This is a genomic window from Paenibacillus sp. FSL W7-1088 (assembly GCF_037969855.1).
Classification (GTDB): domain Bacteria; phylum Bacillota; class Bacilli; order Paenibacillales; family Paenibacillaceae; genus Paenibacillus.
The window spans coordinates 19,638-32,829 of record NZ_CP150216.1; the positions used below are offsets into that span (position 1 = coordinate 19,638).

Genomic DNA, 13,192 nt, shown 5'->3' on the forward strand with positions numbered 1-13,192 from the left:
TAAGGTAAGGAGAATGGCTAACAAATGCGGGCTGTTTCGCTGAATTATAGAACCAAAGGCATTTTTCTTATGTTTGTTTTCGGTACAGACACCCATAGAGGGGCAGGCGAATATATATATTTTATAGAAAGAAAGCACTATGAAAAGGTTTAAAATAATAGAAACTGTGCAATACTGATAGTAATACGTAAAACAAGGTGGGATGGTTGATGGAAGGACACGCCGAACACACATGCATTATCTGCGAACAGACCAAAAGAGAAGGCATTTTTATTGTATCTGAATTTATATGTGACGCTTGCGAAGCAGAAATGGTTCATACGGATGCACAGGATGCCAAGTACAATTATTTTATCCATCAGATGAAGCAGATATGGGTGCAAAAGAACGCATAAAGAGCGTTAAATCATATTAGTGAAACATCACATTGAATTGTATCGATGTGCATAGAGGCCCTTAGTGGCCTTTTTTTGTTTCAATCAGCTAAATAAGAAGGGGGAGATGGACATGATAGGCCCTTGGGGTGACTGGATATGATGCTGCTGTGTCGGTGGAAACGCTGATTTACACGGGTGCTGGACAATTCCTGATATAATGAAAGGAGAAGTGCTTCGGCTACATGTTTTGAATACAGAGATCGCAGGAAAGAAACATGAGCGTAAGTCTTTGTTGTTATAGAGGAGCAAGACTACGGACCGTATCAAAATTTATGAATGTACAGGATGATTATTCAATGGAGCATAAATCAAATACCGCACCTTTATATGAGGCGTTGCTTGCGTATCGTGATTCAGGGCAGCGTTCTTTTCATGTACCTGGGCACAAAAATGGACAAGTCTATCGCAGGTTACTGGAGCAAGTGGGCCAGCAGCAGTCAGATGGAGGATTGGGTGACAGTCACCTGAATAAGGGTGAGACAAAGGGAAAACAAAGTTTGGGACGTCCATTAACTGATGGGGAAGAGTGCTTCAGACAAGCTGAGGAACAAGGGCATGGAGATGAAAATGGGCTCACGAATCATGTTGGGAATGGAACTGACGGAACTGCGGTAGATGTTGTACCGGTGATTGCGTTTCTGGAGATAATGCGGCTGGATGTAACGGAAATCTCGGGGACGGATGACTTGCATCATCCAGAAGGGGTTATATTGGAGGCGCAGCAGCTGGCAGCGGATTGTTTTGGAGCAGAAGAGAGTTTCTTCCTTGTTGGAGGTAGTACGGCGGGGAATTTGTCTTTGCTGCTGACCGTATGTAATGAACCTAATAGCCTTGTACTGGTACAGCGTAATGTGCACAAGTCCGTAATTCACGGGTTAATGCTGGCAGGCGCAAGGGCTGTATTCCTGGAGCCATGGGTTGATCCTGCGAGTGGACTTGCGGTGATGCCGTCGCTTGAGACGGTGCAGGCGGCTGTCCAGGCATATCCTGAGGCAAAGGCAGTACTTGTGACTTTGCCCAATTATTACGGCATGGGCGCTGATCTGAAGCCCATTGCTGAGGTGTGCCATGAGGCAGGCCTGCCGCTGCTCGTGGATGAAGCGCATGGCGCGCATTATGGGCAGCATCCGGAGCTGCCAGCCTCTGCACTGTCCTGCGGAGCAGACGGTGTGGTGCAGTCGACCCACAAGATGCTGTCTGCATTCACCATGGGAGCCATGCTGCACGTTCAGGGACCACGGTTAAGCCGGTCCCTGCTGCGTCAGCGTCTGGCCATGGTGCAAAGCTCAAGCCCATCATACCCGGTGATGGCTTCGCTTGATCTGGCGCGCCGCCTGCTGCATACGCAGGGCGCGAATGCCTTCACGGCGGGACTTGCCGCCGTGGACGCCTTTAAGCGCGGCCTCGCGGAGCTGCCGCGCTTTCGGTTGCTGCAGCCGGGGCAGCTGCTGCAGCAAGAGCCGCCAGCCGGGGCGAAGCCGGCAGCTGGCGGTAAGTCCGAGGCCGCCGCTGGTTCACCGGGGCGGCCTGAAGCTCTGCCCGCGGCGGCGTTGCCTTCAGCCGCGGGCTACACCGCTCAGGACCCATTCAAGGCCGTCATCTATGATGGCACAGGGGTGCTGAGCGGTTATGGGCTGCAGCAGCAGCTGGAAGCGCGCGGCTGCGTGCCCGAAATGAGCGACGAGCGATACGTCGTCCTGCTCTTTACCTTGGGCTCGACGCTGCGCGATGCCGAGCACCTGTTGCAGGCTTTACATCAAATCAGCCTTGCAAATGAGCAGGCTCATTCACTACCTTCAACCTCACCGCGTTTAACAAAAGAGGCTTCAAATTATATTTCCACGTGGAACAATGTTCATGAAGGAACTCCTTTTTCGGAGCCTATCCCGTTCTCACTGCAGCCGATTATGGAGGAGGAGACAATAGAGGTTTCCATCGAAAACTGTATTGGTCTTCGCTCTGCGGAGATGGTCATTCCGTATCCACCCGGCATTCCTCTTGTGTACGCTGGCGAGCGAATAAGCGCGTCTGTGGCAGCACGCATGAAGCTGCTGAGAGACGAAGGAGCAAGGTTCCACGGTGTATCGGATACTTCGCTGCAGTCGTTGAAAATCATCCGGGAATAATGGAGTTTAGCATGCCAAGGAACTTGAGGAGTCAACCAGCATTAAAACGAGCGTTTTGCTTCATTTGATTCGATTCAACCACGGGTACAATCTATAGACGAATAAGCATTTCGGGTATATAGCTTGTTGATTGAAAGACGCTCTTTGGATTCATGCAAAATGCTCAAACAAGTAGGACATTATTGTTGTCTGGACATAAAGAAAGAAGGGAATAAACCTTGGATATTCCGCTAAAAAAATATACGGGAATAGTCCTGCAAGTCATACTGATGTACGGTTTTTATTGGATAGGAAACCTGGTTCAGGCTGTACTGCATCTGCCGTTAACAGGAAGTATTGTTGGGATGCTGCTTCTATTTATCGTCATTCAACTGGGCTGGATCAGAATACGTTGGGGCGAAGAAGGATCATCCTGGCTTCAATCGAATTTGCAATTATTGTTTATCCCTCCCACGGTGGGTATTATTAATCATTTTGATTTTTTTAGAGCCAATACGGTGCTGCTTGTTCTGGGGTTAATCGTTAGTACGTTGGTTACCTGTCTGTTGTCCGCAAAAATCAGTGAATGGCTCATGGCGTGGAGATCGACGCATCAAGGCAAGAAGGAGGCGATCTCATGCTCGCATTCATCCTCGGAATCGGAATGATTGCCTTGACCGTGGCTATATATATTCCGGCGACTCATTTATATAGAAGGGTGAAGTGGCCGATTCTTATGCCTGTATTGACGGCAACAGCTGTAATCGTACTGATTTTGCTCATTTCCGGCATTAAGCTCGATACGTACATGCTTGGTGGCAAATGGATACAGGAATTATTGGGGCCGGCCGTAGTTTCCCTGGCATTCCCTTTGGCGAAACACCTTGATGTACTGAAACGGAATATAATTCCGATTTTGGGCGGTACCTTGGGTGGGAGCATCGTTGGTATGTCAACAGGGGCCGCTATATCACTGCTGCTCGGTTATCCGCAAGATATCGTTATCGCATTATTACCTAAATCCATTACGACACCCGTAGCCATTCAACTGGCTGATCAGGTGGGAGGAAATTCATCCTTCACTTCGTTATTTGTGATGATAGCCGGATTTTCGGGGATATTATTGGGACCCATGATTTTGAAATGGGCCAGAGTAAGCAGCAAAAATGCGTATGGGATCGGACTCGGCTCGGCTTCCCATGCACTGGGCATGGCAAGATCCTTTGAGTATGGAGAAAATGCGGTAGCGCTGAGTTCCGTATCCATGATTGTCAGTGCTATTGCCGGCTCTGTCATGCTCCCTCTATGGGTATGGTTGATTTACGGCTGATCAGGCTATGTGCCTTAGCGAAAATATTGGAGAATAGCTGACCGCTAACGCGGGATCATGTATAGTATTATAATAAGAAGCTTGTACCAACCTCGAACCAATCTACGGAGTGGTTGTGAACATACACCTCTGGGCGGGCTAATTCATAGTCTGGAGTATGAAAGGATCGAGGTTGTAATTATCGCAGCACAATTAGGAGCAATTATCGATATAGAAAGCAGGGAAGCATATGCAGGGCAGAGGTAAATTCATTACGTTGGAAGGGGGAGAAGGGTCCGGCAAAACCACGATGATCAGTAAGCTAGGTTCTTACTTTGAAGAACAGGGTATACCATATGTAATTACTCGGGAACCTGGCGGGATTGAAATTGCGGAGAAAATACGTGCCATCATCCTCAATCCTCTTCATACGGCAATGGATGCACGAACCGAAGCGCTGCTCTATGCAGCTGCACGCAGCCAGCATCTGGCGGAGAAAGTGGAGCCTGCATTGAAGGCAGGGAAGACTGTTATCTGTGACCGATTTGTCGACAGCAGTCTGGCCTATCAAGGATACGCTCGTGGTCTTGGCGTAGAGAATGTTTGGGCCATCAATCGGTTTGCAATAGGTGAACTGATGCCGGACGTCACACTCTATCTGGATATCGAGCCCGAAGCTGGTCTCGCTCGTATTGATGCCCACGATGGACGTGAAGTTAACCGTCTGGATCTCGAAAGTCTGGAGTTCCACCGCAAAGTGCGTGAAGGCTATTTTCTGTTAAAGGAACAGTTTCCGGACAGGATCAGGGTCATTGATGCTTCTCAAAAGCAAGAAGAGGTCTTCGCAGCGATGATTTTGTCGCTTGAGACAGGGATTTTGAAGGATTTTGACGAGTAATTGTCTAATATATAGACAGGGCATTTCACAAGGTGCTTATTATCTGAAGGAGGTTATGCAGGATGAAACTGATTGTTGCGATTATACAGGATAAAGACAGCAACCGATTATCCAGCGCATTGGTCAAAGCAAATTTTCGGGCTACGAAATTGGCCAGTACCGGTGGATTTTTGAAGGCAGGCAACACGACGTTTATGATCGGTGTCGATGATGGTCAGGTCGAATCCGTAATGAACGTCATTCGCAGCAGCTGTAAGGTTCGTGAACAGCTCGTGACTCCAGTCACTCCGATGAGCGGAACGACCGACTCTTACCTGCCGCTACCTGTTGAAGTTCAAGTAGGCGGAGCTACTGTGTTTGTTCTTCCGGTAGATCGATTCGAACACTTTTAATAGTGCATTTTGCATAAATCCAATGCAGAGTCCTTCTTGTTACCAAGAATCGTGTTCTCTGTCCGAAAAAAACTTTTCGCTCAAGGAAGGTCTTATTTCGGACAGAGGTTGACTAACCAACGAATAGATCCATGTGGTGATATTTAACTACTATTATATATAGATTATGATGCAGCACATATATAAGGTCCTCTCCTCGCACAGGCGCAGCGCGCACTGTGCTGATGGACGATAGGCCTACTAAGATAGAAAGCAGGCGTTTTCATGAAAATCAACCCTGGATTCCGACCGATGCAGAGTGGACTCAGTTCTGCCGATTCCGGCTCCAAACCGGTTCAATCCAAAAATTTCTCTGATATGATGAATCACCAGGGTGAACGGGCATCACAGGCTGAACTTACCCGCCGATTAAGTGAGATCCAGATGCAGGGTGACCGTTTGTCTCGTTCCATGACCATTCGTGAATTAAAATCATACAAGCAGCTTGTAAAAAGATTTCTGGAGGAAACGGTCCGCCGCGGTGTTTCTATGAAAGAGACTCGGGGATGGGATCGTCGTGGAAGAGGGAAGCGTTACAAGCTGATTGATGAGATTGACTCTGCTTTGTTATCTATGGCTGACGAGCTTTTGGAGACAGAGGAAGGCAAGATTACGTTATTACAGCAAGTAGGAGAAATTCGGGGAATGCTTATTAACTTAAGCTTCTGAGGAGGAAGTATGTCCTTTCAACAAATTATGGGTCAGCAGGCAGCCAAGCAGATGTTACAGAGCAGTTTGCGACGTCAGGCCATAAGTCATGCTTATTTGTTTAGCGGACCATCCGGCAGTGGACAGTTGCAGACGGCGATTACATTTGCCAAAGCGATATTCTGTACAGAGCTTGAAGATGATGCCTGCGGACAGTGTCTTGAATGTCGTAAGGTGGAGCATGGAAATCATCCGGATCTAACGATGCTTGCACCAGATGGAAATAACATTAAAATTGATCAAATTCGGGATCTGCAGCGTATCTTTTCGTACCGTTCAGAGGCGGGGCATCCCAAAGTATATATTATTGAACAGGCCGAGAAAATGACTGTGCAAGCGGCCAACAGCTTGCTGAAGTTTCTGGAAGAACCACAAGTGCCGGCGGTAGGTATTTTGATTACGGATAATGGACAGGCGATGCTGCCCACCATTCGTTCCCGCTCTCAATTGGTTCCTTTCAGTGCACTGAATCCGGAAGAGATGCTGCAATCGCTGATTGCGGAAGGGCACCCTGCCAATCTGGCTCGCTCTGCCGTCCATTTAGCGTCAGGACTGGAAGCATGTAGAGAAATTCTCCAGCAGAATTGGTTTGCAGAAATTAGAAACGTAATGTTACAATTAGGGAAGGAGTCCCTGGGTAGAGGAAGTACATCATTGATCTCTGCACAGCAGAAGCTTTTTAAAACCGGACTCTCAGAACACCTGGATACGATGCTTAGCCTGTTCCATTTATGGTTCAGGGATATGCTGTATGTCCAGTATGGTAGGCATGAACATATCGTTTTTATAGATCAGTTGGACATGCTGTCTCAGTTGGCCCATACCCGCAGCACCGAGCAGTGGGTTTCCTACATGGATATGGCCGCAGCATGCAGAAAAAAATTGCGTTTCAATGTCAATGGCCAGCTTTGTCTGGAGCAATTTTTGATCGGTTTGGCATAAGACTGGGAGAGGACAGATTTTGTTCCAATCATATGCAAACGGTTATAACTTCGGCGGGTTCCCTAAGAAGACAGGGCTTCAGACGAAGTGGGATTGGCTTACGAGGGGGTTAATTTTTTGTACAGTGTAGTGGGTGTCCGTTTCAAAAAAGCGGGCAAAATTTATTACTTCGATCCCCTGGACCTTCCCATTGAAAAAGAAAACTGCGTTATCGTGGAGACAGCGCGGGGGGTAGAGTACGGTAAGGTTGTCGTTGGCAAGAAAGAAGTAGGCGAGTCTGATGTGGTGTTGCCGCTCAAAAAGGTCATCCGGGTGGCGGGCGAGACCGATGCCCGTGTCGTAGATGAGAACAAGCGTGCAGCAAAAGAAGCATTCGGTACTTGTTTAAATAAAATCAAAGACCACGGCCTCAAAATGAAGCTGGTCGATGTGGAATTTACGTTTGATCGCAATAAAATTATTTTTTATTTTACAGCTGAAGGAAGAGTGGATTTCCGGGAGCTGGTCAAGGATCTGGCAAGCATTTTCCGGACACGGATCGAACTGAGACAGATCGGTGTACGTGATGAAGCAAAAATGCTTGGAGGGATCGGACCTTGCGGCCGAGTATTATGTTGTTCTTCCTGGCTGGGAGACTTTGAGCCGGTATCAATCAAGATGGCTAAAGATCAGAGCCTGTCACTGAATCCGACGAAAATTTCCGGGTTGTGCGGAAGACTCATGTGTTGTCTGAAATTTGAGCATGATAACTATGAAAGTGTGAGAGAAGAATTGCCGGCTGTAGGCAAGTTGGTCGTCACCTCTTTGGGTGAAGGAAAAGTTGTCGGCATCAATGCCGGTAATCGCACAGTCCATGTTCAACTGTTCGACATCAGTAAAGTCAAAGAACTTCCGCTGGATGACGTCGTTATCAAGTAAACCATAAAGGTTGCTTCGGGGTGGAAACTTGGAAAAGAAAAATCTGTTTACGCACATTCATGAAATGGAAACCCAATTGGGTCAGTTGCACAGTGATTTAGGAGAGTTAAAAATGATTGTTAAAGAGCTGCTTGAAGATAATCAACGGCTTACCATCGAGAATGAGCAGTTACGCAAACTGCTGAAACGTGAAGCTCCGGCAGATTTGCCCATCGCATCGGCACTCGCCCCGGTAGCAAGGCCTGCAGGTCCAGCTACTGGTGAAGATGTTGTAGGTGAAGGGTATGATAATCTGGCTCGGTTGTATCACGAAGGATTCCATATCTGCAATGTCTATTATGGACATTTGCGGACGGAAGGCGATTGTCTGTTCTGCCTGTCTTTTTTGAATAAATGAAGTGGCCGTAGGGATCCCCTACGGTTTTTTTTCAAGGTTAAGAACCTTGTCTGAGATATAGAGTACCGGAGGATGAGTGTATCATATGACAGAAATATCAGTAAAACTGCAAGATTCGGAGCGAATCGACGATTTGCTCTCCCATGATTTGAAGATTATTCAAAGTGATGAAGTGTTTAGTTTTTCAATGGATGCCGTATTGTTGGCCCGATTTGCTTCTGTACCGAAACGTGGTCGTGTGCTTGATCTGTGTACAGGTAATGGGGTGGTTCCCATTCTGTTGACCACACGGACGCAGGCGAGTCTGGAGGGCATTGAAATTCAACCAAGATTGGCGGATATGGCACGTCGCAGCGTTCAGCTGAATGCATTGGAAGAAGCCATTACGATTCATGAGGGTGATTTGCGTGAACTTGTGAAAGAAACGGGCCATGCTGTATACGATGCTATAACGGTTAACCCTCCGTATATGCCCTTGAATGGAAGTGACCTCAAGATGAACACTCATCAGGCAATGGCACGCCATGAAATCGGATGTACGCTGGAGGAAGTCATTCAGGCCTGCAATCGACTGGTGCGCAATGGCGGTAAAGTATCCATGGTTCATCGCCCGCAGCGTCTAGGTGAGATAATCTCTCTGATGCGTGAGTATAAACTTGAACCGAAGCGGATTCGGATGGTACATCCCCGTGCTCATTTGGAAGCCAATATGGTGTTGATTGAAGCACTCAAGGATGGGAAACCGGAGGTACGCATGCTTCCCCCATTGATTGTCTACAATGAAGAGGGAAAATACTGTGAAGAGATCATGGATATATATTACGGAGCACAACATGCACAACGGACAACGGAAGGAGGGGTTTAGATGACATTGCATATTCAGAAGAGCTACGCGGAGCAGTCGGGTGATGCCGGCAAACTATATTTGGTAGGAACACCGATCGGTAATCTGGACGATATGACTTTTCGAGCCATTAAAACATTGCAGAGCTGTGACATCATTGCAGCGGAAGACACACGTCAGACTCGAAAGCTGCTTACCCATTTTGAAATTACACCATCGATGTTGTTCAGTTACCATGAGCATAATAAGGCAGCCAGTGGGCCTGAACTAATACGCTATATAATAGAAGGAAAAAATTTGGCACTCGTCAGTGATGCCGGTCTGCCGGCCATTTCGGACCCTGGTTCCGATCTTGTAAAACTTGCGCTTGAAGCTGGAATTACGGTCATTCCCATCCCTGGAGCCAATGCAGCGTTATCAGCTCTGATCGTATCCGGCTTGCCGACGGAGCGCTTCACATTCGGCGGTTTTTTGCCGCGGGAGAAAAAAGACATGCGAAAAGTGATGGAAGCTTTTAATGAGTCCAACGGTACGTTGCTATTTTATGAGTCCCCTCACCGTATTCGCAAAACGTTGGCCTACCTCGAAGAGATTCTAGGTGACCGATCGATCGTACTGGCGCGTGAGCTTACAAAACGTCATGAGGAGTTCGCAAGAGGTAGTATCCAAGAGTGTATAGAATGGCTTGAGGAACATCCGCCGCTTGGGGAATATTGTTTGCTTGTAGAAGGTATCAGGGAAGAGGAGCGTAAGGCGGAGCGTGAAGCCTGGTGGCAGCTGCTGTCTTTGGAGGAGCATGTGGGCCATTATGAGAATGAAGGACTTAGTCGGAAAGATGCGATGAAGAAAACGGCAACAGATCGGGGTTTGACGAAACGAGATGTGTATAATGCGTTAATCTAATAACGAATCAAGAAATATATACTGGAATAGGGAACATAAACTTAAAGGAACCTTAGACCCAACCTTAATGAAATATGAAAAAAATAGCAGAGCGGAAAAATAAAACATATTACGCACATCACCGCTCTTCTTTTTGGTTGTACAGACTCGCAGCTCGATTTTATGGGTAATGAGAACCAATAAGAAAGCAAAAAAATACCTTCCAGCGGTGGGGTTCACACCGGGAAGGCGATCAAGGAATATAAAAAGGTTAGAAATAACAATTTAATAAGACCATTATACCTGATATTTCTTATTTTGTCACAGGTGCAGGGATTTCGGAAATACATTCGTTACAAACAATTTTACCTTTGAAATAAGTAACGTTCTCTGCATTGCCACAGAAGATACAAGCTGGTTCGTATTTTTTCAACATGATGCGCTCGCCGTCAACATAGATCTCAAGAGCATCTTTTTCACCAATACCGAGCGTACGGCGCAATTCAATTGGAATAACTACCCGTCCCAGTTCATCCACTTTTCTTACAATACCTGTTGATTTCATCATTATAATCAGTGCTCCTCTCAGCTAACGATCATTGTCATTATTCGACATTATTTTATGTTTTATGATACTCATCATACCAACGATTCCCAAAACAGTCAACCTTAAAATTAGCTTAAAATAAAGGCTGTTTTTGATAAGATTACGAGTGGTAAGGGATTGGGAGCTATTTTTCGTATTTAAACATCAATGTCAGCTTTGTCGATTTGGAAAACGACAAAAATACAGTATTCGACAAGATTCGTCAAACTGTGTCGAATCCTTGGTGGTATTATACTGAAAAGCGACAAATACAAACGATATTAAAGGAGTGAACAGACATGGAACAGCGTTTAACGGAAGAAAAGGTGTTTAAAGATCCGGTACATAATTATATCCATGTGCAAGATCCGATTATATGGCAGTTGATCAACACGCCCGAATTTCAACGTTTACGCCGAATCCGTCAATTGGGAACATCATTTCTTACTTTTCATGGTGCAGAGCATAGTCGCTTCTCACATTCCTTGGGTGTCTACGAAATTACGCGTAAGATTATTTCCCAATTCGAAAGAAGTCAATATTCAGATTGGCCAAAGGAGGAAAAAACGGTAGCCCTTTGCGCAGCATTGCTCCATGATCTTGGACATGGGCCGTTCTCTCACTCAATAGAAGAAGCTTTCGATATGAATCATGAGGATTGGACTTGTCGGATCATTACAGGTGATACCGAAGTAGGGGCGATCTTAAGACGGTATGCTCCTGATTTTCCCGAGAAAGTGGCTTCTGTTATTCAAAAGACATATGAGCAACCTATTGTCGTTAATTTGGTCACCAGTCCGCTTGATGCGGACCGCATGGATTACTTGCTTCGGGATGCCTACTTTACAGGTGTAAACTATGGGACGATCGACCTTGACCGTATCCTGCGTATGCTGCGTCCATTTCACGGAAGAATCGTGGTCAAGGAGTCGGGCATGCATGCCGTGGAGGATTACTTGATGTCCAGGTACCAGATGTACTGGCAAATTTACTTTCATCCGGTTACCCGAAGTTCGGAAATTATATTGCGGCAAATATTTAAGCGGGCGAAAAGTCTCATACAGCAAGGTTTCCAATTCCGCTTCATGATCGATCCACTGTCCCAGCTATTCGCCGGCGATTTAACGGTGGATGAATACTTGCAGCTGGACGAAGCTTTGATTCAGACGGCATTTATGCAGTGGCGCAAAGAGGACGATGCTGTTCTAAGTGAGTTATGCGAACGTTTTATAGATCGCAAATTATATAAGTATGTAGAGATTGAACAGATCGACGTAAACCTGATTGAAGAGATTCGGGAAGCCTTCACTGCAGCGGGTCTTAATCCCGAGTATGATCTGGAAATTGATTTTCCAACGGATAATCCGTATGATGTGTTTCGTCCGGATGAATCGACGGACAAGCAGATTCTGCTGCTTGATCGGCAAGACAAGTTACATGAGTTGTCAGAGGTATCCGACATTGTCCGTTCAATCAGTGGTCTTCATCGCGGAAAGCATCACTTGTATTATCCGCAAAATAAGGTGGATGCAATTGTTCATGAATTACCGTCAAATATACGCCCCTATTTCTCACATTAAATGATCAGCAATACTGTTCAGGAGTCTGGTGAATAAAGCTTTCTAAAAGAGCTATTTTCCATGATACAGTAATCTGCTTTAATGGAGAGTACATGTAGATCGACATAATTTTGTAATCAGAGCAATTAGAATACAACCCGGATGGCTAAAGATAAGCAACATATAGATAAGGAAGAACTTGTTCGCTCTACATGTTGTGCTCAATGTGCTGAATGAGCTAATAGAATGAAATAAAGAAAAAAATATGACCGAATTTAGGAATATTTATGTTCTGGTTAGTTTACCGGATGGATTAAAAAGAGCTAGTCGTTAATTCGACATGAAGGGAGAAATACAGCATGATGTTGTTCGACACACATACACACCTGGATGCACCACAATTCGACGAGGACCGCGAGGAAATGATTCAGCGTGCTGTGGATGCGGGCGTTAGTCGCATGATTAACGTTGGCTTTAACCGGGAGACTATTCCATCCACGATGAAGTTGGCTGAAACCTATGATTTTATATATGCTGCGGTAGGCTGGCACCCAGTGGATGCAATCACGATGCAGGAGGGTGATCTGGAATGGATTGCGTCTTTATGCAAGCATGAAAAAGTGGTAGCTATCGGTGAAATTGGTCTAGACTATTATTGGGACACTTCACCGAAAGAGGTTCAACATCGCGTATTACGACAACAAATTGGTCTTGCCCGTGAGTTAAATATGCCGATTGTCATTCACAACCGGGATGCGCATGAGGATATTGTAAAGATTTTGCGTGAAGAGAAGGCAGGAGAAGTAGGCGGTGTTATGCATTCCTTCTCTGGCAGCTGGGAAACGGCGAAAATGTGCCTGGATTTGGGCTTCCATCTTTCCTTCGGAGGGCCAATCACGTTCAAAAATGCGAAGCAGCCTAAAGAGGTGCTTGAGAAGGTTCCGATGGACCGATTTTTCATTGAAACCGATGCTCCTTATCTAACACCTCACCCTTATCGTGGAAAACGAAATGAGACAGCGCATGTACGTCTGGTTGCAGAAGCAGCTGCGGAAATTAAAGGCATTTCGGTAGAGGAAATTGCAGCAATAACGACCAAAAATGCCATGGAACGATTTGGGATTCGTTAAAATATCGAGCAAAACGGGTGAAAAAGTGAGTTAGGCGGAGTTAATT

Annotated in this window: 15 protein-coding genes; 14 read left to right on the forward strand and 1 reads right to left on the reverse strand. The window is 46.1% G+C overall.

All coding sequences use genetic code 11. From position 1 onward, the window contains the following. The first annotated feature begins 209 nt into the window (after positions 1-209). The 12 genes from MKY42_RS00075 (at position 210) to rsmI (ending at position 9,892) form a co-directional block, all read left to right on the forward strand. Positions 210-395 carry a sigma factor G inhibitor Gin gene (locus tag MKY42_RS00075; RefSeq protein WP_024633689.1) on the forward strand — a complete coding sequence of 62 codons (186 nt, stop codon included), beginning with the start codon at positions 210-212 and terminating at the stop codon, positions 393-395. A 338-nt stretch (positions 396-733) separates the two neighbouring features. Next, complete coding sequence (locus MKY42_RS00080; RefSeq protein WP_339847840.1) at positions 734-2,563, forward strand: aminotransferase class I/II-fold pyridoxal phosphate-dependent enzyme; 1,830 nt, start codon at positions 734-736, stop codon at positions 2,561-2,563. Positions 2,564-2,781: 218 nt separating this feature from the next. Further along, positions 2,782-3,210 (forward strand): CidA/LrgA family protein, encoded by a 429-nt coding sequence (locus tag MKY42_RS00085; protein WP_339847841.1) that lies wholly within the window; start codon positions 2,782-2,784, stop codon positions 3,208-3,210. Next, complete coding sequence (locus MKY42_RS00090) at positions 3,180-3,872, forward strand: LrgB family protein (protein ID WP_090905240.1); 693 nt, start codon at positions 3,180-3,182, stop codon at positions 3,870-3,872. The genes MKY42_RS00085 and MKY42_RS00090 overlap by 31 nt, the downstream gene beginning before the upstream one ends. Positions 3,873-4,101: 229 nt before the next feature. Beyond that, positions 4,102-4,749: a dTMP kinase gene (gene tmk / locus MKY42_RS00095; protein ID WP_090905238.1), complete on the forward strand. Its 648-nt coding sequence runs from the start codon at positions 4,102-4,104 to the stop codon at positions 4,747-4,749. A gap of 62 nt (positions 4,750-4,811) precedes the next feature. Further along, positions 4,812-5,141 (forward strand): cyclic-di-AMP receptor, encoded by a 330-nt coding sequence (locus MKY42_RS00100; protein WP_017691391.1) that lies wholly within the window; start codon positions 4,812-4,814, stop codon positions 5,139-5,141. A gap of 264 nt (positions 5,142-5,405) precedes the next feature. Further along, positions 5,406-5,849 carry a YaaR family protein gene (locus MKY42_RS00105; RefSeq protein ID WP_090905236.1) on the forward strand — a complete coding sequence of 148 codons (444 nt, stop codon included), beginning with the start codon at positions 5,406-5,408 and terminating at the stop codon, positions 5,847-5,849. Between the two features lie 9 nt (positions 5,850-5,858). Beyond that, a complete protein-coding gene (gene holB / locus MKY42_RS00110) occupies positions 5,859-6,830 on the forward strand; it encodes a DNA polymerase III subunit delta' (RefSeq protein WP_090905234.1) in 972 nt (323 codons plus the stop codon). Between the two features lie 117 nt (positions 6,831-6,947). Next, positions 6,948-7,748 carry a stage 0 sporulation family protein gene (locus MKY42_RS00115; protein WP_024633696.1) on the forward strand — a complete coding sequence of 267 codons (801 nt, stop codon included), beginning with the start codon at positions 6,948-6,950 and terminating at the stop codon, positions 7,746-7,748. A 28-nt stretch (positions 7,749-7,776) separates the two neighbouring features. Next, on the forward strand, positions 7,777-8,145 hold the full coding sequence (gene yabA, locus MKY42_RS00120) for a DNA replication initiation control protein YabA (protein ID WP_024633697.1): 369 nt from the start codon (positions 7,777-7,779) through the stop codon (positions 8,143-8,145). Positions 8,146-8,230: 85 nt separating this feature from the next. Beyond that, positions 8,231-9,010, forward strand: a complete 780-nt coding sequence (locus tag MKY42_RS00125; RefSeq protein WP_179262256.1) for a tRNA1(Val) (adenine(37)-N6)-methyltransferase — start codon at positions 8,231-8,233, stop codon at positions 9,008-9,010. Next, positions 9,011-9,892, forward strand: a complete 882-nt coding sequence (gene rsmI, locus MKY42_RS00130) for a 16S rRNA (cytidine(1402)-2'-O)-methyltransferase (RefSeq protein ID WP_090905230.1) — start codon at positions 9,011-9,013, stop codon at positions 9,890-9,892. A 292-nt stretch (positions 9,893-10,184) separates the two neighbouring features. Here the strand turns inward: rsmI and MKY42_RS00135 are convergent, their stop codons facing one another. Beyond that, positions 10,185-10,439 (reverse strand): AbrB/MazE/SpoVT family DNA-binding domain-containing protein, encoded by a 255-nt coding sequence (locus MKY42_RS00135; RefSeq protein ID WP_024633700.1) that lies wholly within the window; start codon positions 10,437-10,439, stop codon positions 10,185-10,187. A 317-nt stretch (positions 10,440-10,756) separates the two neighbouring features. Here MKY42_RS00135 and MKY42_RS00140 point away from each other — a divergent pair, with 317 nt between their 5' ends. Together MKY42_RS00140 and MKY42_RS00145 are read left to right on the forward strand one after the other, a co-directional pair. Continuing rightward, on the forward strand, positions 10,757-12,037 hold the full coding sequence (locus tag MKY42_RS00140; protein ID WP_339847857.1) for an HD domain-containing protein: 1,281 nt from the start codon (positions 10,757-10,759) through the stop codon (positions 12,035-12,037). 338 nt (positions 12,038-12,375) lie between these two features. Then, positions 12,376-13,146 (forward strand): TatD family hydrolase, encoded by a 771-nt coding sequence (locus tag MKY42_RS00145; RefSeq protein WP_179262253.1) that lies wholly within the window; start codon positions 12,376-12,378, stop codon positions 13,144-13,146. Positions 13,147-13,192: the final 46 nt, after the last annotated feature.

Bases quoted from the DNA above. Each gene is read 5' to 3' on its own strand.
- MKY42_RS00075 (WP_024633689.1), top strand. From the start codon at position 210: ATGGAAGGACACGCCGAACACACATGCATTATCTGCGAACAGACCAAA.
- MKY42_RS00080 (WP_339847840.1), top strand. From the start codon at position 734: ATGGAGCATAAATCAAATACCGCACCTTTATATGAGGCGTTGCTTGCG.
- MKY42_RS00090 (WP_090905240.1), top strand. From the start codon at position 3,180: ATGCTCGCATTCATCCTCGGAATCGGAATGATTGCCTTGACCGTGGCT.
- tmk (WP_090905238.1), top strand. From the start codon at position 4,102: ATGCAGGGCAGAGGTAAATTCATTACGTTGGAAGGGGGAGAAGGGTCC.
- MKY42_RS00100 (WP_017691391.1), top strand. From the start codon at position 4,812: ATGAAACTGATTGTTGCGATTATACAGGATAAAGACAGCAACCGATTA.
- MKY42_RS00105 (WP_090905236.1), top strand. From the start codon at position 5,406: ATGAAAATCAACCCTGGATTCCGACCGATGCAGAGTGGACTCAGTTCT.
- holB (WP_090905234.1), top strand. From the start codon at position 5,859: ATGTCCTTTCAACAAATTATGGGTCAGCAGGCAGCCAAGCAGATGTTA.
- MKY42_RS00125 (WP_179262256.1), top strand. From the start codon at position 8,231: ATGACAGAAATATCAGTAAAACTGCAAGATTCGGAGCGAATCGACGAT.
- rsmI (WP_090905230.1), top strand. From the start codon at position 9,011: ATGACATTGCATATTCAGAAGAGCTACGCGGAGCAGTCGGGTGATGCC.
- MKY42_RS00135 (WP_024633700.1), bottom strand. From the start codon at position 10,439: ATGATGAAATCAACAGGTATTGTAAGAAAAGTGGATGAACTGGGACGG.
- MKY42_RS00140 (WP_339847857.1), top strand. From the start codon at position 10,757: ATGGAACAGCGTTTAACGGAAGAAAAGGTGTTTAAAGATCCGGTACAT.
- MKY42_RS00145 (WP_179262253.1), top strand. From the start codon at position 12,376: ATGATGTTGTTCGACACACATACACACCTGGATGCACCACAATTCGAC.